Source organism: Streptomyces abikoensis (assembly GCF_014648775.1).
Lineage (GTDB): Bacteria > Actinomycetota > Actinomycetes > Streptomycetales > Streptomycetaceae > Streptomyces > Streptomyces abikoensis.
In genome coordinates this window covers 119243-139437 of the sequence record NZ_BMRT01000010.1, presented here as the reverse complement: position 1 = coordinate 139437, position 20195 = coordinate 119243, and the positions used below count along the sequence as shown (strand labels likewise).

Genomic DNA, 20195 nt, shown 5'->3' with positions numbered 1-20195 from the left:
AAACGAGGCGTGTACAGCGGTGGCGCTGTACGTTGGAGCCATGTCGAGACACGTCACCATCCGCTTGGACGAGGAATTCCACGACCGGCTCAAGGCGCGTGCGGCGGCGCAGGGCACCACGGTCACCGCGCTGATCACCGAAGTGACGACCCGGGAGCTGGATGAGGACCGGGAGCGATTCCTCGCGGGAGTCGAGGAATTCGCGGAACACTGGGACTACTTCCAGGAGCGATTCGGCAAGTGAAGATCACGATGGAATGGGCGTGGAGCGCCTTGGCGCACCATTTGCCCTCCGACCCCACGGTGTGGGACCCCTCCGGGGTGGTCGCCGCTGTGGCTCGTCATCAGAGCGACCTGGTGCTGGTGGCGGGGCAGCCGGAACCGGACCTCGCTCTGCGGGCCGCCGCGTTCCTGCACACCCTCGCGGTGTGCCCGCCCCTGGATTCGCCGATGAACGAGTTCTACGCGGCCGCCGCGACCCGCTCCTATCTCGGGGTGGCGGGGGCGAAGGCGTTGCCGTCGCCGATGCTCCTGGCCGATCTGGTGGACGCGGCGAAGCAGGGGCGAGCGGACATATTCGCCGTTGCGGAGCAGCTGCGGTCCGTGCTGGACGGATAGGGCGGACAAGTTGCGGCCGACCTGTCGCGCGGCCGGAAATCTCACCATGTGGGACCCCCGTGGCCGATTCCGACCTCTCGTTAGACTCGGACCCGACCGCATTACGTATAGCTGCGAGGAGCGCACGTGGGCCTTGTCGTGCAGAAGTACGGAGGCTCCTCCGTTGCCGATGCCGAGGGCATCAAGCGGGTCGCCAAGCGAATCGTGGAAGCCAAGAAGAACGGCCACCAGGTGGTCGTCGTGGTTTCCGCGATGGGCGACACGACGGACGAGTTGATCGATCTCGCTGAGCAGGTGTCGCCGATGCCTGCCGGGCGTGAGTTCGACATGCTGCTGACGGCCGGAGAGCGGATCTCCATGGCGCTGCTGGCGATGGCGATCAAAAACCTCGGCCATGAGGCGCAGTCCTTCACGGGCAGCCAGGCCGGTGTGATCACGGACGGGGCCCACAACAAGGCGCGCATCATCGATGTCACGCCGGGCCGGATCCAGCAGTCCGTCGACGCGGGCAACATCGCGATCGTGGCGGGTTTCCAGGGTGTGTCCGCGGACAAGAAGGACATCACGACCCTGGGTCGTGGCGGCAGTGACACGACGGCCGTCGCGCTGGCGGCCGCGCTGGACGCCGAGGTGTGCGAGATCTACACGGATGTCGACGGCGTGTTCACCGCCGACCCGCGGGTGGTGAAGAAGGCCCGCAAGATCGACTGGATCTCGTTCGAGGACATGCTGGAGCTGGCGAGCTCCGGTTCCAAGGTGCTGCTGCACCGCTGCGTCGAGTACGCACGTCGTTACAACATCCCGATCCACGTCCGGTCGTCCTTCTCGGGGCTGCCCGGCACCTGGGTCAGCAACGAACCGCAAGGGGACCAGCCGATGGAGCAGGCGATCATCTCGGGCGTCGCACACGACACCTCCGAGGCGAAGGTCACGGTCGTCGGGGTGCCGGACAAGCCGGGCGAGGCCGCGACGATCTTCCGTGCGATCGCGGACGCGGACATCAACATCGACATGGTCGTGCAGAACGTCTCCGCCGCGACGACGGGTCTGACGGACATCTCCTTCACCCTCCCGAAGACCGAGGGCCGCAAGGCCGTCGAGGCGCTGGAGAAGACGAAGGCGGGCGTGGGCTTCGACTCGCTGCGCTACGACGACCAGATCGCGAAGATCTCGCTGGTCGGCGCGGGGATGAAGACGAACCCGGGGGTCACGGCGACGTTCTTCGAGGCCCTGTCCAACGCCGGGGTGAACATCGAGCTGATCTCGACGTCGGAGATCCGCATCTCGGTCGTCACGCGCGCCGACGACGTGCAGGACGCCGTGCGCGCCGTGCACACGGCGTTCGGCCTGGACAGCGAGAGCGACGAGGCCGTCGTCTACGGAGGCACCGGCCGATGACGGCCGCCGCCGTTCCCGGTGCCGCCGTGCGCGGCGCCGGGGCCGGCCGGGCCGGTCGGCCCACGCTCGCCGTCGTCGGTGCCACGGGCGCCGTCGGCGGCGTGATGCTGGAGATCCTTTCGCGGCACGCGGACATATGGGGCGAGATCCGGCTGATCGCGTCCCCGCGCTCGGCCGGCCGGAAGCTGCTCGTCCGGGGCGAGGAGACCGAGGTCGTCGCGCTGAGCGAGGAGGTGTTCGAGGGCGTCGCCGTCGCGATGTTCGACGTTCCGGACGAGATCTCGGCACGCTGGGCGCCGATCGCGGTGGCCAAGGGCGCGGTCGTGGTGGACAACTCCGCCGCTTTCCGGATGGACCCGGACGTACCCCTGGTCGTACCCGAGGTCAACGCCCACGCCGCCCGGATGCGGCCGCGCGGCATCGTCGCCAGCCCCGGCTGCGCCACGCTGGCGATGATCGTCGCGGTGGGCGCGCTGCACTCCGCGTTCGGGCTGGACGAGCTGATCGTCTCCACGTACGAGGCGGCCTCCGGCGCGGGCCGGGCCGGGGCGGAGGCGCTCCGGGCGCAGCTCGCGGCCGTGGCCGGTACGGAGCTGGGGACGCACCCCGGCGATCTGCGCCGCGCGGTGGGGGAGGGCACGGGCCCGTTCCCGGCGCCGGTGGCGCTGAACGTGGTGCCGTGGGTGGGGACGGATGTCGCTGCCTCTGCCGATGACCGGGCCGGCGGGGCCGATGACCGGGCCGGCTGGTCCTCCGCCGAACTGGCGCTACGCGACCAGAGCCGCAAGATCCTGGGACTGCCGGGGCTGCGGGTGAGCGCGACCTGCGTCCGCGTACCCGTGATCACGACCCACTCGCTGAGCGTCCACGCGCGCTTCGAGAACGAGGTGACCGTGGAGCGGGCGCACGAGGTGCTGGCCAACGCTCCGGGCGTGGTGCTGTGCGACAGCCCCGCGGAAGGGGAATACCCCACTCCGGCAGACGCCGTCGGCACGGATCCGGCGTGGGTCGGGAGGGTACGGCGGTCACTGGACGACCCGAGGGCGCTCGAGTTCTTCGTCTGCGCGGACAATCTGCGCAAGGGGGCCGCTCTGAACACCGCGCAGATCGCGGAATGCGTGGCGGCCGAGCTTACTGCTCCGTAATACTTGGTGGACGGCTGGGGAATGTGTGAAGGTCCTGTGATCAACTCGTTGGTCCAGACCTCTTGAACTGGGCAGATGCTGTGTTCGAGGATTTCGCTCCCCGCCCGCCGCAACCGCGCCCTGGGCGGGGGTCGTCTTTGTCGCCGTCCTTAGCGACGGCGCCAAGGCACGGGGTATGAACCGGGGCATTGAGGAAGAGCTGGTACGCATGAGGGCACATGGCGCTTCGTCATGCGGCGCGTCGTCCGACGCGTCCCGTGGCGCGTCGTCGATCGCCATGCCTGGCGCGTACAACCCTGACGGGGGGAAGCGTGTCCAACAGGCGTGGCAGAGGTCATCAGCATCGCAACGGTACCGAGGCGCGGCAGCGCCGCGGTGCGTCCGCGTTCCGGAGCGCCGGGCGGTATGCCGGTGATCGCTCCCTGGTCGGCCGCCCGCCCCGGGCAGCTTCCGCCGCAGGTCCCCGCACAGTCCTCGACGACGTCCGCGCAGCCCGCCCCCGGCTCCGCCTCGGTCGCGCAGCTCGCACCCATCACGCCGATCTCCTCGGCGCTCTCCCCGCAGGCGTCACCGCAGCCGTCCACACGGCCGACGCCGCGCCCGGGGGACGCTGACGAGGCGATGGCTGAGGGCACCACAGTCGACCATCTCACCGAGACCTACCGGGCCCACTACCGGTCGCTGCTCGGCCTCGCCGCCCTGCTCCTCGACGACACGGCCTCCTGCGAGGACGTGGTGCAGGAAGCGTTCATCCGGGTCCACTCGGCGCGCAACCGCGTCCGCGACCCGGAGAAGACCCTCGCCTACCTGCGGCAGACTGTCGTCAATCTCTCCCGCTCGGCGCTCCGGCGCCGCATCCTCGGGCTGAAGCTGCTGTCCAAGCCGATGCCCGACATGGCGAGCGCCGAGGAAGGCGCGTACGAACAACTGGAGCGGGATCAATTGATCAAAGCGATGCGAGGACTGCAGCGCCGCCAGCGCGAGGTCCTTGTCCTGCGCTACTTCGCCGACATGACTGAGGCCCAGGTCGCCGAGACCCTCGGGCTCTCCCTGGGCTCGGTCAAGGCGTACGGCTCGCGGGGCATCGCGGCACTCCGGATCGCCATGGAGGCACCGGTATGAGCCACCAGCACTTCCCGCACTCCCCGGAAGGGCGTGATAAGCCGGAATCCTCCGGCCCGCGCGCGCACGACATGACACACGACAAGAACCACTCCGGCGACCGGCCCCAGGGGAACGACTCCCTCGGCTCCCTCGGCTCGCCCGACTCTCTCGGCTCCCTCGGCTCGCTCGACTCTCTCGACGAGCAGGCGCTGCGCCGACTGCTGCACGGCGCTGTCGAGGACCTCGAGCCCTCGCCCGACGCGCTGGAGCACCTCCGCCGTGCCGTACCCGCCCGGCGCACCCGACGCCGCCAGGCCGTCGTCGGCGCCGCCGCGGCGGTGATCCTCGGCGCGACGGCCCTGCCCGCCCTCATCCACGTCGCCACGACCGCGGGCACCGCGGACGACCACGCCGCCAACGCCGCCAGCAGCCGCCAGCGCACCCACGAACTCACGGGCGGACAGCGCGGCGCCGACGGCGACGAGGTGGAGCCGGAGCACAGCCACGGCTCCACCCGGCCGGACGAGCGGAAGAAGGACGAGGAGAAGAAGCGGGAGGAGGAGCGGAAGAAGGACGGCGGCAGCGCCACCGGCCCGACCGGCTCCATCGCCGGCACCGCCCCCGCCCCCGGGCCCACCCTCATCGCCGCCTCGCCCACCTGCGACCGCGACCAGCTCGGCAAGGGCACCAGCACCGTCGGCGCCGCCGACAAGAACGGCAAGATCTACGGCACGTTCCGCGTCGTCAACGTCTCCCGCACCGTCTGCTCCGTCGCCGGCTCCGGCGTCGTCGCCGCGCACGCCCAGGGCAGCGCGGACAGCACTCGGGTCACCGTCGTCGACCACACGTCGGGCGACGCCGCGCCCGCGCTGCCCGACCCCTCCGTCCAGCCCAGCCAGGTGATCCTCCAGCCGGGGCAGGCGTACGAGATCAAGTTCGCGTGGGTCCCGGCGGCCGACGGCGGCCCCAGCGGCTGCGCCCGGCCGACGGCCCCCACGGCCACCCCGCAGACCACCGCCGCCACCGCGGCCCCCAGTGCGACCAAGACGGAGGAGAAGGTCCAGCCCCAGGACCCGGACCAGCCCAAGCCCCCCGCCACGGTCGTCCTCAGCCACACCCCGGACGTGGGCGAACCCAAGGCCGCCGACGCCACCCTCCCCGACGCCTGCGCGGGCACGATCTACCGCACGGGACCGCTGGCGGCACAGACCCCGCCATCGGCTTGACCCTGGCCGATTAACCCCGGCCGATCGGTGCCGGGGCGGTGCCCGTACCGTGGTGGTGTGTATCGGTTCCTGCTGACTCCCCGCTGGTGGGGGATCAACGTCTTCGCCGTGCTGGCCATCCCCTTCTGCCTGTTCATGGGGAGCTGGCAGCTCAGCCGCTTCGAGACGCGTGTCGACTCGCACCGCGAGCAGCAGACCCAGGCCGACGACGCCCGGGCGGCCGCCTCCGCGCCCCTGCGCGAACTGCTGCCCGTGAGCACCGAGACCTCCGGACGACAAGCCACCGCCACCGGCCGCTACGACACCGGGCACCAGCTGCTCGTACCCGACCGGGACCTCGACGAGCGCAAGGGCTTCTACGTCCTGACCCTGCTGCGCACCGACGGCGGGAAGGCCCTGCCGGTCGTCCGGGGCTGGCTGCCCGGCGCGGCCGACGTGTCCGCCGATGCCGCCAAGGTGCCCGCCCCGCCGTCCGGCGAGGTCACCGTGACCGGCGCGCTCCAGTCCTCGGAGAGCCCGACGTCCAAGGGCGTCCACTCCTCCGGAGGGCTGCCCCAGGGCCAGGTCGGCGTGATCAGCGCCGCCTCGCTGGTGAACCTGGTGCCGTACGAGGTGTACGACGCGTGGATCACCCTGCGCGAGGCGCCCGCCCCGCTGACCGCCGTGCCCCCGGCCGCCCCCCCGAACAGCGGCCTGGACCTCAAGGCCTTCCAGAACCTCGGCTACACCGGTGAGTGGTTCGTCTTCGCCGGCTTCGTCGCCTTCATGTGGTTCCGGCTCTTCCGCCGCGAGGCCGAGGCCGCCCGGGACCTGGCGCTGGGCATCACCCCCGAGGACCAGGACGGCCCGAACCCGAACGGTCCGAACCCGGCTGGTCCGAAGCCGAACGGTCCGAAGCCGAACGGTCCGAAGGCAGACGCTCCGAACCCGGACGGCCCAGATGACGCTCGGCAAAAGCGATCTCCAGCCGAAGCTGCTTGATCCGCTCCTCCGTCACCAGCGAGCCGTGCCCCGCGTCATAGCGGTAGACCTCGTGCGGGTGGCCGCGCAGCTTCAGCCGCTCGACGTAGTTCTCCACCTGACGTATCGGGCAGCGGGGATCGTTCACCCCGGCGGAGATGTAGACAGGGGCGCGCACGTCGTCGACGTACGTCAGCGGTGACGACGCGGCGTAGCGCTCCGGCACCTCCTCGGGCGTGCCGCCGAGCAGGGTACGGTCCAGGGCCTTCAGGGCCTCCATCTCGTCGTGGTAGGCCGTCACGTAATCCGCGACCGGCACGGCGGCCAGGCCCAGCGCCCAGGAATCGGGCTGGGTGCCCAGGCCCAGCAGCGTCAGATAGCCGCCCCAGGACCCGCCGGCCAGCACCAGCCGCTCGGGGTCGGCGAGCCCCGAGGCCACGGCCCACTCGCGGACGGCGGCGATGTCCTCCAGCTCGATCAGCCCGACGCGGTGCTTGAGGGCGTCCGTCCAGGCCCGCCCGTAGCCGGTGGAACCCCGGTAGTTGACCCGGACGACCGCGAACCCGTGGTCCACCCAGGCGGCGGTCGCGGCCGCGAAGGCGTCGCTGTCGTGCCAGGTGGGGCCGCCGTGGATGTCGAAGACCGTCGGGAACGGCCCCTCGCCCGCAGGCTGCTGCACCAGCGCGTGGACCATGCCGCCGGGCCCCTCGACCCAGGCGTCGGTGACCGGCACCGAGTCCGGGGCGTGGGTGACGCCGTGCGTCGCCGCCGGCGGCTCCAGCACCACATGCCCGGCCGTGGACCGGACGACCGGCGGCTTGGCGGCCGAGGACCACAGGAACTCGACCGTCCCGTCCGGGCGCGGCAGCGCCCCGGACACAGTGCCCGGCGGGGTGTCGAGCCGGGTCAGCTCGCCACTGCCCAGCTCGTACCGCCACAGCTCGCTGCGCGCCTGGTAGCCGTGGACGATGAGCAGCGCGGACCCGTCGGGGTACCAGCCGGCCTCGAGGTCGCCGGGCAGGTCGATGTCGAGCGGGGTCTCCTCACCCGTGACCGCGTCCCACAGCATGGGCTCCCAGCGGCCGCGCCGCTGGTGGCCGACGAGCAGCCGCGAATCCCCGTCGACGGGCGCGAAGCCCATCACGGACAGGCCCAGTTCCTCGGTGCCGCCATGGGTGTCGTCGAGCTCGCCGACGGCCGTGCCGTCGACGCGCACGACGCGGACGGCGGAGTGCATGGCGTCACCGTGCTCGGTGTGTTCTATGGCGATGAGCGTGCCGTCGTGGGACAGATCACCGACGCTCGCGGACTGCTGGTGCCGGTAGATCTCCACGGCGTCGTGGCCTGGCCTTATGACGTGGACGGACGAGCCCGTCTTGTCCGTGGAACGGCCGATGACGGCCGTCCCGTCCCGGCCGAGCGCCAGCCCGTCCGGGTACGACGGCTCCAGGCCGGGCGCGGCGGGCTCGTCGGGCCCGCCGTGGAACGGCTGGCGGACCCAGACGCCGAACTCGTCCCCGTCGGTGTCGGAGAACCACCAGATCCACTCCCCGTCCGGGGACAGCACCCCGCCCGTCGTCCCATTGGGCCGGTCCGTGACCTGGCGCTGCGTGCCCGTGGCCCGGTCCCAGGCGTACAGCTCGAAGGTCCCCGTGGCGCTGGAGGTGAACAGCGACCGCTCCGGGGCGTCCTCGGCCCACCGGGGCAGCCCGGTGCGCGGCGCACGGAAGCGCTTCTCCCAGTCCGGCATGGTGGCGATGGAGGCGATGGGCATCTCGTCCGCGCCGCCTCGCAGGGACCCGTTGCTCTCAGTCATGCCCCCCATTCTGCGCCGCCGAGCCGACAACGCGTCGGCGAGCGCCCGAGCCTGTGGATAACTTGACCGCCGCGCTGCTGACGCCCGCTCTGCGGCCCCTGGTCACAGCGCAATTGGGCACGCCACGCCCGGATCCAACACGAGCACCGCTGCCACGACTGACGCGAGCGCGACGAGAGCCCTTCACCTGCGCGACCCGCATGGGTCGCCGGTGAGCGAAGGACGTCTGGGAAGCGGCGCCGGAGATGCGACCGGTGATGTGACCTACATCACCGGTCCGAGTCCTGGGTGTGCTGCTGCGGCGGGACCGGTAGCGGGATCCCGGAGATTCCGCTTTCCAAGATCCACTCCTCGTTTGCTCCCCGCAGCCCTCGCGGCGCTCCAGCAAACGACTCAGGCCCGGTCTTCTCGCAGAGAAGACCGGGCCTGAGCTGGTTATTCACCTGTCGGGGTGGCGGGATTTGAACCCACGACCTCTTCGTCCCGAACGAAGTTCGGCGGGCGATCGTGACCTGCCCGTCTCGCCCCCGTGCAGGTCACGCGGGCGGCCTGCGCAGGTCTAAGTCGGTTCTGCACGGGGTGCGGGAGAAGATCGTCTCCCCAATTTCTCCCAATGAGAGCGACGACGTACTGTTCCCCGGTTGCTTGGTCTCGGGGTTAGAGGTGGCGCGACGCACCGCTTGCGACGGTTAATGGGTTGGTCCCATCGCCGCATAAGGTGAGGCTTAGGCCAGGATGGCCTCTTGGACTGGTCCGGGCTGGCTGACTGGAACGGCCCACGTGGACACCCGCCCATTACGGCGCCCTGAATTATAAACGGTACGGATCACCTGATCGACACCCTGAGAAACGGTGCACGCCGTTGCCTCTCGAAGGCCTCTCCCTTTTCCAAGGAGACTAGCGGGCCCGCCAGGGTAGCTAGAGAGCTTTTTCGTCAAAATTTGATGGTCGATTTCTGGGCAGTCAGCGAGGAAAGCCCCGAGGCCGAGAATGACGCCGGCGCTGACCGCCTCGGGGACGATACCCCAAGCGGTGGCCACGATCGCCAACGTATCCTTGAGCGTCTTGCCGGGAGATTCTGGGCTTGACTTATACAAATGAGTGAGAGCGGCTACGGCATGGATTGCGTTGCTGGCGCTACTGTCGGACACTGCCCAGCCATTTGATGTCGCGATTTTCGTAATCGCGAGAGCTTCCGGGCGCCCAGCCGTCACCTCTGCCATGAACTTGTAAATCGGCTGTACCCTACGATTGTCGTTCAGTCCTAGGAATAGTTCCGCCTCCTCTTCTACGGTTAGCCCGTGGAACACTTTCATGCTGATTTTGATGTCGGCTCGATCGGCTGCTAGGCATAGGGCGCCTCGGTTCTGGCCGTCCACCCAAATATGGGATCCGTCCACTCTGGCAGATACGGTCGGAACTCCGAGACGCTTTACATCGAACCCCTCTCGAAGCTTACGGGACACCCAGGACCTGTCCACAGGGCGTGTGTTCACTACTGGGTCTGTGGTGATCGCTGATGGCGCGAGCTCTTCAATTGTTGTCGTGTGTGACGTCCTAAGCACTTGCAGCCTCTTTCAGTAGGGCGTGGAAACTGTTGATGATCCTTCGGCAGTTCCGGACTTCACTACTCCAGTGAGCGAGATCTGCCGCAGACGAGCAGGAAACTTCCGTGATAGCGGAAATCCCTACGCACACTCCCGCGAGGGAGGCTACGGCGCGGGCGATCTCCGGAGCCGGCCGTAGAAGCGGCGCGAGTATGGCTGCAGGAGCAGGATTTCTTGACGGAGGATCACACGCCGCAGGCTGATCCCTTACCTCGCTGGGCGCATCCTCGCTCGCCAGTGTTCTGGAGAACCTACTCGGCGATTCGATGGAATCTAGAGATTCCGGGATATCGCCTACGGCGCGCAGGCTATGAAGGTACTCAATGATGCGAGTCGGAGCCCATCCTTCGGGCGGGAAGTCCACGGCTTCAAGCATCAAATCCGCCAGCCTTCGAGCTCTGACTGCGCTGAAGGGAGGCTGCGTGTCGTCGTACCTGGCTCTGTTTATTACCGCCCGAATCCTCCAATAGGAACGTGCGGGGATGCCTGCAACTTCAGCCGCATATACGTGATGCGCTACTCTGGCGGACGGGGTGGGCATCGCATGAAGCTGATGAGCCAAGTTCATTCGCTCCCTGGCCGACATCGAGAGGGTAGTGGCTGGGTCGGATTCCCTTGACTCTTTTTGGAGCGCAGTAGCTGCTTCGATTACATCAGAGGGAACCAGAGCGGCGGCAAATTGCATGCCTAGATTACGGCAAGCGGTGAGGCGTCTGTGGCCGCTAAGAAGCGTCACTCCATCCTCTCGCATAATGATCGGTTGGCAAAGTCCGCGAAGCTCGATCGCCCGTTCCAGCGGCCTGGTATCTCCCGCCTCCCGAGGAGCGCAACCGGGTAGTCGGATGTCACTCAATTCGATCTTCGCATTTTTCACCTTGTTATTTTCCTTCATGACGCCCTGGAGGCCCGGTTGGCTGGCGAGTCTCTTCTACACAATCCGCATGACGAAGCGCAAATGTCCGCATCGGATATGCGGATTCAGGAGTGCGAATATTAGCTCAATCGGCCTTACAGGGTAGGGCTGACTTATGGTATTTACGGGCTGTCGCTTAACTTCGAAAGGCGCCTATTTCCTGGGATGGCACTGTTCGAATTGCCCGCAGTGACCTGCCGCAGGGCTGGGTGTACTTCCGTCGGGCAGGCGGCATGCGGTACCGAACATGACCGGCCGATCTTTCTCAGAGAGGGAGCGGCGGGCGAAAAGGGAGGAGGGCTTCGTTGGCTCGTCTTCTCGGCAGGGAGCAAGCCGTTTGAAGTGGTGAAGCCATGTGAATGGTGAGTAGGTAACGCCGTTACGGCGAACCATCGAGAGGCGAGGAGGATAGCCATGACCCGCCAGACCAGTCTCATGCCTGACCAGGCACCTCGCCGTCGTGCTGCGTCAGCCATCAGCGGTCTCGTGGGGGCGCGCTACCAGACTGGCCCTTGTCCCCACGTCGAGGGTCAGGTTGGCCACCCAGGCCTGATGGCCTCGCGTGACACGGGGCACGCGCGGATGGCGACCAGGACGGTGACATCTGCCTCCCGGTGGGAAGTGTGGCCCCATGGGGATGGATGCCGTGGAGCACTTAGTCAGCCTCTGTCGCTGGTACACCCGTTACGTTGCCGGGGCGCCAGGTGCCTCAGCGCTCTCGACGCGTTGGCTGAATAAGCGGCTGCGTGACCAGCCTCGTCAGCTCGTCACACGCTCGCGAGTTGGCGCTAGATTCGCGGTCGATACTCAGGACCTCATCCAGCGATACGTCTACATGTTCGGTGTGTGGGAGCCCCACATGACGTGCTGGCTTCAGCGCCGGCTTCGGTCTGGGGACACGTTCGTCGATGTTGGCGCCAACGTCGGATACTTCGCCCTCGTGGCTGCGGGGTTGGTCGGGGATCAGGGCCGTGTGGTGGCCATTGAGGCATCCCGGGCGTTCAGTGAGGTCCTCCTGGGCCAGGTGCGGCTCAACCGTGCCAACGCGGTGCGCGTGGTCAACGCCGCCATCTCCGATCGGCGGGAGGAGCTCGTCTTCGCTCTGGCCAGTGATCGCAACATGGGGGCGAACAGCATCGTGCCGTACGACGGGCCGGTTGCGTCGACGTTCGCTATCGAGGCGCGGCCACTTCCGGAGGTGTTGCTCCCTTCGGAGATCACCAACGCTCGCGTGATCAAAGTCGATGTCGAAGGTGCCGAGGGGAAGGTCGTTCGGGGCATGGAGCCCATGCTCGATAGGCTCCGGGACGATGTGGAGATCACCGTCGAGGTCACTCCCGACCGTATGGCGAAGCTGGGTGATTCCTCAGAGGAGTTGCTCGCCATCATGGCCAAGCATGGATTCCACGCCTACCGGCTTGCCAACGATTACGCGCCGGAGAGCTACGTTGCGAGACGGCGCGGGCCGGTCGGTATCCCAGTCCGTTTGCGCGGCCGCGTTGAAGCAGAGTCCGACCTGATCTTCTCCAGGGTCGACGCTGAGACCCTTCCGTGAACGCGCTTCGGCCGGCTCCCTCATGGGGAGCCGGCCGAAGCGCGCGAGGAGGTTCTCCTCCTTCAGAGCGTCGTCACCAGCGGATCTTCTCCAGCTTCCCGCCAGAACACACGGGGCACGGGACTTTGTACGTCTTGCGGCACGTCTTGCACCCCTCGAATCCGCAGCAGTCCGGGCACCAGATCGTGGTGTGTCCTGCGCAGTATCCGCAGTACCAGGTGGGCTTCACCGAGGGCGGTATCCGATTCTTGGCCGGGGCAGTCATTGGTGGGCCTTGTCGGTTTCCTCGCCATCGGCCCTGTCGGTTCCGCCGCTCGGCTCGTCGCTGTCCGTCGGAGGCATCGGGGCTCCCCGCCCCTCGGCGATTCTCAGCATCTCTTCGAGCGATTCGGCCGCGCGCCTCAGCGCGAACGTGAACGTGGGGAAGTCCGAGCGCGGGTTGTCCAGTATCGCCCGAATGCCTGCCAGCACCTCGATTGCCGTTTTGACCTGGTTCGCTTCGAGGGCGTCGGCGATTCGGGCCACCGGACCGTTGACGGCATCAGCCGGGCTGAGGAAGCACGGACTCCCGTCGGGTGTGTTCCAGGGCAGGCGGCGGAGCGGGGAGTCGGAGGGGACTTCTACCGGTGATTCGTCGATGAAGACGGCTTCGGTGCTGTCACCTCGCAGAGTCAGCAGAGCCACTGCGACGACGCGGTTCATCCCGTCGAGTAGGGTCCGCTCGATAGCGGTGACGGGCGCCTTTCGCGCGATCCGAAGGAGCTCTGCTTCCTCTGAGCGCGGTAGTCGGGCCACCAAGCGCTCAGCGGTGGCCGCGACTTGGACTCCGGCCGCAGAAAGCCCGGCCTGGATGTGGTCGCCCCACGGCGATGGGTCGGTCTCAGGGGACATGTGCCGTGCCACAGCTTGGGGGACATAGACGCGGGTCAGCACCTGGGGCTTTGCGTCCTGAAAGCTCAGGTAGACGTACTGGGCAAGGGCTGTGCCTTCGCTTACTCCCAGAAGTTCCGCAATGGGGCGGGTTGCGTCCACTTCCCCCGCTCGGACGTGGACTTTGAGAGCTTTCTCGGTTGATGGCGAACGGCTCTGCCGGCCTCGGACGTATGTGATCCGAGGCCGTGTTTGGCTGACGTAGTTACCCTTACCCTGTTGCTTCTCCACCAGCCCGTCAGCCTCAAGCAGGCGGAGCGCTTCCCGCAGCGTGGGCACGCTGACGCTGTGCTCGTCGGCCAGAGCCGCCTCCGATGGCAGCCGGGCGCCCTCCTTGAGTTTTCCTGTCTCGATCTGGTGTCGCAGAGCATCAGCGACGATCTCGTACGTATACGCGTTGGCCATCAGTAGGCCTCCATCACGGTCAGGTGCGGGCAGGAGGCCTCTCGCCGCTTGGTGAGCTGCTGCCACTGCACGACCCGCTCCTCGTTCGTCAATACGTACGGACGGACGAGGGCGTTCTCCTCGGCGCGGAGCACGTCGGGGTTGTGGGGCGCCTGGCGGGGCAGACGCAAAGTAGATGCTGCGGAGGCGGCCGCCCTGGGCGTCGGCGGCTTCTCGGTGGGGGACTGCGCCGGCGCGATCCTCCGATGGCGCCCAAGCGGGGGAACGAATTGCCGTCTGGCCCAAGCCGCGATGCGGCGGATAGTCTCGACCATGCTTGTCAGCTCCCTAAAGCTGATGGCCATGCCCCCGGACAGTGCTCTGTCGCGGGGGTTTCTCTGTTGATCGCGGCCCAAGCGGTGCTGCCGCTCTCCTTCACGACCAGCCCGAACCAGTCAGCTGTCTCCATCACCGCGAGGAGCTCCCGCCACGACTCGGCGGAGACCGGGCTCGGGACCTCTGTCTCGATGTGGGCGTGGTCGTTCCGGTACGTCACGCGCGGGGTGAAGCCTGCGGCTGAGAGGCGAGCCGCCATGTGCTCGGTTCGGGCGTTGCGTGCGGGCACAAGGCGTCCTCCGTCGCCACGGGATCACAGCGCGTAAAGCTAGTTAACTAGCATAGGGGCTAGTGGACTAGATTTTCCATATGCCTGAGCAGCCGCCCTACCTCCGCGTCGCTGACCTGCTGCGACAGCGCATCGCCAGCCAGGAATGGAAGCCGGGTGATCGGCTGCCATCGCGTACGCAACTCGCTCGGGAGAGTGGTGGCGTGGGCGAGAACGTGATTCGCCGGGCGCAGGAACTCTTGATCTCCCAGGGCATCTTGGAGGGCCGCGCCGGCTCCGGGACGTACGTGGCGGAGCCGCGCGAACGACTGCGCGTGGTCCGCTCCCAGGCGCGCGAGGACCAAGGAGAGCCGCCGTTCCGCGCGGACATGTCCGCGCTCGGCAAGCGTGGGACGTGGGAGAGCAGCACCGAGGCGAAGGTCCCCGCGCCGGGCCCGATCGCCGCGCGTCTCGGCATCTCAGAAGGGGATCTCTGCGTACGGACCGCTTATGAGTTCCTGGCCGATGGCAAGCCAGTCCAGATCTCGACCAGTTGGGAGCCCTACGCCCTCACCAGCGGCACGCTGGTGGTACTCCCTGAAGGCGGCCCCCACGCCGGCAAGGGCGTCGTGGGCCGCATGGCCGAGATCGGCATCACGGTGACTCACGCGGTGGAACAGCCGGAGCCCGGACATGCGAACGCCGAGGAGGCGAACCTCCTCGGCGTACAGCGGGGTGCGCTGGTCACGCGCATTGAACGGACGTACTACAGCGACGACGGGCGTCCGGTCGAGACGGCGGACATCGTCGTGTCCGCCGCTCGCTGCGCGATCGTCTACGAGGTGCCCGTCAGCTCGTAGCCGGGGCCGGGTACCGCCAGCCGGAGCCGGCCAGGGCCTGGGCCCGTGCTTCGACGACGGCCATGCGCGCGTCGCGCTCGGCCGAGTCCGTGTGCGCCGCCTGCCCGGTCGCCTGGCCGGGCCACTTGCGGTAGAGGAGACCCACCTCGCGGGTGAAGTAGCCGCGGCTGACCGCGTCGAGGGCGAGCAGGAGACCGGTGTCCTCCGACGCGGGGAGCGCCATCCAGCCGCCCAGGGCGAGCAGCAGATCGCGGCGGACGAACAGGGTCGCCGGGTGGACCTGAGCGCGGTAGCTGTGCGCCCGCCAGTGGTCGAGGACGGCGCCGCGCTCGATGGGGCCGTCCTCCGGGTCCTGGTCGAAGCCGACGAGCGAGCCGTCCGGCATCAGGTCGAGCACCCGGGACGTGGTCCATCCGAGGCTGCTGTCCTGCTCCAGAACCGCGAGGTCGCGGGCCAGCGCGCCTTCGGGGAGCTGGTCGTCGGCGTCCAGGATCTTCACGTACTGGCCGTCCGCGTGGGCGAGCGCCATGGTCCTGGCGACGCCGGGTCCGCCGGGCCGACCCTGCAGGAACGTCACCCGCTCGTCGTCGGGAACGTGCGGCGCCACGTGCTCGGTCTTCCCGTCCTCCTGGATCACCCAGTGCCACTCCCAGCCATCCGGGAGCTTCTGCGCGCAGAGCGACCGATAGGCGTCGGGCAGGTGGTGAGCGGACGGTCCGTGCACTGCGGTGACGATGATGATGCGCCGCTGCACGGCACTCACCACCTTTCCAGGGAAGTGGTGAAGGTCATTTCCGTGCGATCGCCGGGCAGGGCGATGTCGGAGAGCTCCACAACGCGGCCATTGGTGTCGTACGAGGTCTTCCGCAAGAGGATCAACGCAGTGCCGTGCGGCAACTCCAGCTCCTCCGCTTCCTCCGGCGTCGGCGGGCGGGCCGTGACCCGCTCCTCGATCCGGTCCAGCTCGATCCCGAGGGTGAAGAGCTGGTTCTGCGTGCCTCCTGGCCACGGCTCATTGGCAGCGTCCAGGAGCGCCGGGTTCTCCGCGACCATGTCGCGGACGAGGTAGGAGGTCACCAGGGCGAACGGGGCACGCTCGGCGGCATATCGCGTCCGGTAGGTGCGCTCGACCAGCACGGTGCCTTCCGGCACCCCGAAGGCTTCCGCGATGTCCTTGGGCGCTTTGACCTCGTGGTACGCGGCGTGGAAGACGAGGTCGTTCACCGTCAGACCGGTGTCGTGCTCGGTGGCCCCGGTCTCGGCGCGCCGCTGCTCCGTCTCGCGCGCGCGGTCCTTCTCCCACTGGTGCCGCAGGTTCGTGCGCAGTACCGCGGTACGGGCCTGGCGGACGAACGTCCCGCGGCCGTGCTGCTTCTCGATGAGCCCCTCATCCCGCAGGAGGCGTAGGGCTTCTCGAATGGTCGGGACGCTGCGGCCGTACTGGTCGGCGAGGGACGTCTCTGCGGGGAGCCGTTCGCCAGGGGGAAGCTGACCTGCGCGGATCTGTTCCCGGATGTCGTCGGCGATCCGCTCGTACGCCTTAGCCATGGTGCTCACCGTCCTGTTGCCCGACGGCCCTCAGCATACGACTCCTAAAGAGGACTTGACGAGTTGGTGTGGCGCCCGCCATAGTCTTCGCAACTCCTAAAGAGGACTTGAAGACAAGACCTCTTTAGGAGTTCTGACGCCCGGAGGGGCTCCGCGAGGAGCACGAAGGAAGCGTCGGTTCCTTGAGAACTGCAGAGAGCGCCTTGAGAACGAGTGCTTTTGATCTCCGACGTCGCTGCCCACCGGGCGGGCGACGCCGGAGGTGACGACCACTCGTCCACGAACGAGAGGTCTTGCCGAACCTCACTCGGCAGCGGGTGCCCGCTGCCGCTCATGCCTCGATCCCAGAGGGGGGAACATGAAACTCGCCATCGGCGACGTCGTCCGAGCCTGTGACGACAAGGCCCTTGGAACCGTGGCCGGGGTCGTCGGCCGCGGCCGCGAGAAGCTCGTCATGATTCACGGATACGGCGGCATGCGCCGCTTCACCGAGCCCGGCGGGCTTGAGCTCGTCGCTCGGCACACCGCGCCGATGACGACGGGGCGCCAGGCCGTGGCCCTCATCGCCCTCGGGCTCGCCCTGCTCGCCGCGTACATCGGTTGCCGCTCGGCCCGTGACCTCGGGGCCAGTTGGCTGCTCAGCTTTCTGGCCGGGTTCGGCGGGTACGGAGCGGTGATGACCGCGTACCAGTGGTGGTTCCGCCTCACCGGGCCGCGACGCTTCCGCGTCTGAGCCGGCCTTCGGTCAGCAGAAGACGGCTCTCGCGGGCCTGACGCCGCCGCGTGCGGCGGGACGGCCTCGAACACCCGCTAATCCGAAGGAGGTGTCGTTGAGTCCGGCGGAACCCGCGGACGAAATCACCTTGGTTGACCAACACGGCGGACCGCCGGAACCCGGTCTGAGAGACCGGGCGCAGAGAGCGAAGCGCCGACCGGTACTCCCGGCGTGGGCGAAGTCCCGTCAGGAACTGCAGGCTGCCGGCAAGGGCGTTGCTGTCTACGCGTGGCATGTTGCCGCGTATCACGCTGTTCGAACACCCTGGTACGCCCTCCGCCTCACACTCCAAGCGCCGCAGGGCGCCGCGCGCGTCGTCGGCGGAACACTGCGGTGGGCTGTCGATGCCGAAGGCGAGCCTTTCCGGCGGGTCGCCGCGGCGCATGAGGACGTGGGCGAGTACCTGAAGCTGTCCCGTCAGAGAGATCGTCGTGTCCGGTGGCGTTCGGCTGTCGGTGTCGTGGCTCTGGTCGGAGGGCTTGCTTCGGCTCTGAGCTTGTACGTCCTCGCGTCGACGTGGTTCCTCACGTTGGCCGGGTTCACGGTCGCCCTGGGCCTGGGATGGCTGGGCCAGCCGACCGACGCTCCGATCATTCACCGGGCTGTCGAGATCCCGAAGGCGCAGCGGCTCACCAGTGACATCGTCCTGCGCGCCCTCGGTGCACTGGGCATCGCCGCCATCAGCCAGGCGCAGAGCAAAGGTGGGCCGGGTTTCACGTTCACGGCGCCCATCACGCGAGATGGTGCTGGCTGGCGGGCCGAAGGGGACCTTCCGTACGGCGTGACCGTCACGGATGTGATCGACAAGCGGGACAAGCTCGCCTCCGGACTTCGGCGGCCGCTGGGGTGCGTCTGGCCGGAGGCGGTGCCGGACGAGCACACCGGACGGTTGGTGCTGTGGGTCGGGGATCACGACATGTCGAAGTCCAAGAAGCCTGCTTGGCCGCTGCTCAAGGACGGGTCCGTCGACCTGTTCAAGCCGGCACCGTACGGCACCGATCAGCGCGGCCGCTGGGTGCCCGTGACCCTGATGTACATCTCGGGGATCATCGGCGCCATTCCGCGCATGGGCAAGACGTTCCTACTCCGCCTGCTCCTGCTGACCGCGGCCCTGGACGCGCGCGCAGAACTGCACGTCTACGACCTCAAGGGCACCGGCGACCTCGGCCCGCTCGAACGGGTGGCACACAGCTACCGGGCCGGCGACGACGAGGAGGACATCCAGTACGCCCTGCGCGACCTCCGAGCCCTGCGGGCAGAGCTGCGCCGCCGGGCCAAGGTCGTCCGCAACCTGCCCCGGGACATCTGCCCGGAGTCCAAGGTCACCAGCGAACTCGCCGACAAGAAGAGCCTCGGCCTGCATCCGATCGTCGTCGGCGCGGACGAGTGCCAGGTCTGGTTCGAGCACCCCGAGCACGGCAAGGAGTTCGAAGAGATCTGCACCGACCTGACGAAGCGCGGCCCTGCCCTCGGAATCACGCTGCTGCTCGCCACACAGCGTCCGGACGCGAAGTCCCTGCCGACCGGTATCAGCGCGAACGCGTCCAACCGGTGGTGCCTCAAGGTGATGGGACAGACGGAGAACGACATGGTCCTGGGCACGTCCGCGTACAAACGTGGGGTGCGGGCGACCATGTTCGCCTGGGGCGACAAGGGCATCCACTACTTCGTCGGCGAAGGCGCCGACGCCCGTATCGTCGTCGCCACGTACATCGACGCCCCCACGGCCGACGTGATCTCGCTCCGCGCCTACAAGGTGCGGAAGGCGGTCGGCACCCTCTCGGGACACGCCCTGGGGGAGGAGCCGGAGACCGAGACGCCGTCGTTCGACCTTCTGCGGGACGTCGCCTCCGTCATCCCGGCCGCCGAGCCGAAAGCCTGGAGCGAGACCGTTGTCGCCCGGCTGGCGGAGCTCCGGCCGGACGCGTACGCCGGCTGGGCACCTGAACAACTGACGTCCGCACTAAAGCCGTACGGCATCCGCACCACCCAGATGTGGGGCACCACCGAAGACGGCAAGGGCGCCAACCGGCGCGGCATCAAACGCGACGACGTCCTCAGAGCGATGGCGGAACGTGACGAACCTCCCGCCGCCGCGTAGCTCTCACCGCGGCTAGGTCTAGCGGGACGCCCCGCTAGACCTAGCACCCCTGCTAGCAGTTCAAAGCCCATCTGACCTGGCCGCTAGCGCCTAGCGCCGCTCTGTCGGCATCTCCCTGACACTGCCCTGAGAGGGGTTCTTGTGCATTCCCTGCTCACCGCTATGCCCGGACTCATAGTCGTCACCCTCTGCTACGCCGTTCTCTGCGCCGTCAGCCCGTTCGGGGCCTGCCGCAAGTGCGACGGCTGGGGCTTCGCGGTCTGGCAGGGCCGCAAGGGCCGGATCGTTCGCGGCCGTGAGTGCCGCCGCTGCGAGGGACACGGGATGCGTCTGCGCCTCGGCCGCCGCCTCTACAACGCGGTCGTCCACCTCCACCGCGACGGCAACCGCTGACCCCTCCGAAGGAGAGCTCCCCATGTCCTTCTCGATCTCCGCGCTGGTCCTCTTCGGGCTCCTGCTGGCCATGCTGATCCGCTCGAAGTCGGTCGGCATCGGGGCCGCGCTCGTCGCCGTGCTCTTCGGCTACTACCTCAGCAAGACCGGAGCGTCCCAGCCCATCGACGCGGTGATGTCCGCGATCGGTGGGGCCATTCCCAGCCTCAACAAGTGATCCGGCTTCCTACTCCGGATCACGAGCACCAGCGCACGTCT

At 68.1% G+C, this 20195-nt stretch carries 18 protein-coding genes, 1 tRNA gene and 1 pseudogene; 13 read left to right on the top strand and 7 right to left on the bottom strand.

What is annotated here, in order from left to right; genetic code table 11:
* The first annotated feature begins 40 nt into the window (after positions 1-40).
* From IE096_RS26885 to IE096_RS26855, 7 genes and pseudogenes are all read left to right on the top strand, one after another.
* On the top strand, positions 41-244 hold the full coding sequence (locus IE096_RS26885) for a plasmid partition protein ParG (protein WP_189456014.1): 204 nt from the start codon (positions 41-43) through the stop codon (positions 242-244).
* Entirely contained in the window at positions 241-618 is a 378-nt protein-coding gene (locus IE096_RS26880; RefSeq protein WP_229820637.1) for a hypothetical protein, read from the top strand. Before IE096_RS26885 ends, IE096_RS26880 begins: the two co-directional genes overlap by 4 nt.
* A 126-nt stretch (positions 619-744) precedes the next feature.
* A complete protein-coding gene (locus IE096_RS26875) occupies positions 745-2016 on the top strand; it encodes an aspartate kinase (RefSeq protein WP_189456013.1) in 1272 nt (423 codons plus the stop codon).
* A complete protein-coding gene (locus IE096_RS26870) occupies positions 2013-3161 on the top strand; it encodes an aspartate-semialdehyde dehydrogenase (RefSeq protein ID WP_189456011.1) in 1149 nt (382 codons plus the stop codon). Before IE096_RS26875 ends, IE096_RS26870 begins: the two co-directional genes overlap by 4 nt.
* Before the next feature lie 405 nt (positions 3162-3566).
* Positions 3567-4283 (top strand): SigE family RNA polymerase sigma factor, encoded by a 717-nt coding sequence (locus IE096_RS26865; protein ID WP_229820636.1) that lies wholly within the window; start codon positions 3567-3569, stop codon positions 4281-4283.
* Complete coding sequence (locus IE096_RS26860) at positions 4280-5491, top strand: hypothetical protein (protein WP_189456006.1); 1212 nt, start codon at positions 4280-4282, stop codon at positions 5489-5491. The genes IE096_RS26865 and IE096_RS26860 overlap by 4 nt, the downstream gene beginning before the upstream one ends.
* 57 nt (positions 5492-5548) lie before the next feature.
* Positions 5549-6325: pseudogene (locus IE096_RS26855) on the top strand (SURF1 family protein); the annotation flags it as partial.
* On the opposite strand, the gene IE096_RS26850 reads toward IE096_RS26855, so the two are convergent.
* The 3 genes from IE096_RS26850 to IE096_RS26840 form a co-directional block, all read right to left on the bottom strand.
* Positions 6315-8225, bottom strand: coding sequence for a S9 family peptidase (locus IE096_RS26850; RefSeq protein ID WP_373298212.1), 1911 nt, complete (start codon positions 8223-8225; stop codon positions 6315-6317). The pseudogene IE096_RS26855 and the gene IE096_RS26850 sit on opposite strands and share 11 nt — an antisense overlap.
* A gap of 488 nt (positions 8226-8713) precedes the next feature.
* Positions 8714-8796: transfer RNA gene (locus tag IE096_RS26845), tRNA-Leu, on the bottom strand.
* Between the two features lie 196 nt (positions 8797-8992).
* On the bottom strand, positions 8993-9748 hold the full coding sequence (locus tag IE096_RS26840) for a DUF6551 family protein (protein ID WP_308430383.1): 756 nt from the start codon (positions 9746-9748) through the stop codon (positions 8993-8995).
* Positions 9749-11418: 1670 nt separating this feature from the next.
* Between IE096_RS26840 and IE096_RS26830 the strand changes: the two genes are divergently transcribed.
* Positions 11419-12342 carry an FkbM family methyltransferase gene (locus IE096_RS26830; RefSeq protein ID WP_189456000.1) on the top strand — a complete coding sequence of 308 codons (924 nt, stop codon included), beginning with the start codon at positions 11419-11421 and terminating at the stop codon, positions 12340-12342.
* Between the two features lie 261 nt (positions 12343-12603).
* Here IE096_RS26830 and IE096_RS26825 read toward each other — a convergent pair whose 3' ends face one another.
* Together IE096_RS26825 and IE096_RS26820 are read right to left on the bottom strand one after the other, a co-directional pair.
* Positions 12604-13677: a GntR family transcriptional regulator gene (locus IE096_RS26825; protein WP_189455998.1), complete on the bottom strand. Its 1074-nt coding sequence runs from the start codon at positions 13675-13677 to the stop codon at positions 12604-12606.
* Positions 13677-13847, bottom strand: coding sequence for a hypothetical protein (locus IE096_RS26820; protein WP_189455996.1), 171 nt, complete (start codon positions 13845-13847; stop codon positions 13677-13679). Before IE096_RS26820 ends, IE096_RS26825 begins: the two co-directional genes overlap by 1 nt.
* A gap of 514 nt (positions 13848-14361) precedes the next feature.
* On the opposite strand from IE096_RS26820, the gene IE096_RS26815 reads away from it, so the two are divergent.
* On the top strand, positions 14362-15120 hold the full coding sequence (locus IE096_RS26815) for a GntR family transcriptional regulator (protein WP_189455993.1): 759 nt from the start codon (positions 14362-14364) through the stop codon (positions 15118-15120).
* Here the strand turns inward: IE096_RS26815 and IE096_RS26810 are convergent.
* Together IE096_RS26810 and IE096_RS26805 are read right to left on the bottom strand one after the other, a co-directional pair.
* Positions 15110-15874 carry a glycosyltransferase family 2 protein gene (locus tag IE096_RS26810; protein ID WP_189455991.1) on the bottom strand — a complete coding sequence of 255 codons (765 nt, stop codon included), beginning with the start codon at positions 15872-15874 and terminating at the stop codon, positions 15110-15112. The genes IE096_RS26815 and IE096_RS26810 overlap by 11 nt on opposite strands.
* A 5-nt stretch (positions 15875-15879) precedes the next feature.
* Positions 15880-16668 carry a GntR family transcriptional regulator gene (locus IE096_RS26805; protein WP_189455989.1) on the bottom strand — a complete coding sequence of 263 codons (789 nt, stop codon included), beginning with the start codon at positions 16666-16668 and terminating at the stop codon, positions 15880-15882.
* A 358-nt stretch (positions 16669-17026) separates the two neighbouring features.
* Between IE096_RS26805 and IE096_RS26800 the strand changes: the two genes are divergently transcribed.
* From IE096_RS26800 to IE096_RS26785, 4 genes are all read left to right on the top strand, one after another.
* Entirely contained in the window at positions 17027-17401 is a 375-nt protein-coding gene (locus IE096_RS26800) for a hypothetical protein (protein ID WP_189455986.1), read from the top strand.
* 37 nt (positions 17402-17438) lie between these two features.
* Positions 17439-19544 carry an FtsK/SpoIIIE domain-containing protein gene (locus IE096_RS26795; RefSeq protein WP_189456169.1) on the top strand — a complete coding sequence of 702 codons (2106 nt, stop codon included), beginning with the start codon at positions 17439-17441 and terminating at the stop codon, positions 19542-19544.
* A gap of 162 nt (positions 19545-19706) precedes the next feature.
* Complete coding sequence (locus tag IE096_RS26790) at positions 19707-19937, top strand: hypothetical protein (protein ID WP_189455984.1); 231 nt, start codon at positions 19707-19709, stop codon at positions 19935-19937.
* Positions 19938-19959: 22 nt separating this feature from the next.
* Positions 19960-20154 carry a hypothetical protein gene (locus IE096_RS26785; protein WP_189455982.1) on the top strand — a complete coding sequence of 65 codons (195 nt, stop codon included), beginning with the start codon at positions 19960-19962 and terminating at the stop codon, positions 20152-20154.
* The last annotated feature ends 41 nt before the right edge of the window (positions 20155-20195 follow it).

Excerpts from the sequence above, each read along its gene's own strand:
- IE096_RS26885 (WP_189456014.1), top strand. The coding sequence starts at position 41 with ATGTCGAGACACGTCACCATCCGCTTGGACGAGGAATTCCACGACCGG.
- IE096_RS26870 (WP_189456011.1), top strand. The coding sequence starts at position 2,013 with ATGACGGCCGCCGCCGTTCCCGGTGCCGCCGTGCGCGGCGCCGGGGCC.
- IE096_RS26865 (WP_229820636.1), top strand. The coding sequence starts at position 3,567 with ATGCCGGTGATCGCTCCCTGGTCGGCCGCCCGCCCCGGGCAGCTTCCG.
- IE096_RS26860 (WP_189456006.1), top strand. The coding sequence starts at position 4,280 with ATGAGCCACCAGCACTTCCCGCACTCCCCGGAAGGGCGTGATAAGCCG.
- IE096_RS26850 (WP_373298212.1), bottom strand. The coding sequence starts at position 8,225 with ATGCCCATCGCCTCCATCGCCACCATGCCGGACTGGGAGAAGCGCTTC.
- IE096_RS26830 (WP_189456000.1), top strand. The coding sequence starts at position 11,419 with ATGGGGATGGATGCCGTGGAGCACTTAGTCAGCCTCTGTCGCTGGTAC.
- IE096_RS26825 (WP_189455998.1), bottom strand. The coding sequence starts at position 13,677 with ATGGCCAACGCGTATACGTACGAGATCGTCGCTGATGCTCTGCGACAC.
- IE096_RS26815 (WP_189455993.1), top strand. The coding sequence starts at position 14,362 with ATGCCTGAGCAGCCGCCCTACCTCCGCGTCGCTGACCTGCTGCGACAG.
- IE096_RS26805 (WP_189455989.1), bottom strand. The coding sequence starts at position 16,668 with ATGGCTAAGGCGTACGAGCGGATCGCCGACGACATCCGGGAACAGATC.
- IE096_RS26800 (WP_189455986.1), top strand. The coding sequence starts at position 17,027 with ATGAAACTCGCCATCGGCGACGTCGTCCGAGCCTGTGACGACAAGGCC.
- IE096_RS26790 (WP_189455984.1), top strand. The coding sequence starts at position 19,707 with ATGCCCGGACTCATAGTCGTCACCCTCTGCTACGCCGTTCTCTGCGCC.
- IE096_RS26785 (WP_189455982.1), top strand. The coding sequence starts at position 19,960 with ATGTCCTTCTCGATCTCCGCGCTGGTCCTCTTCGGGCTCCTGCTGGCC.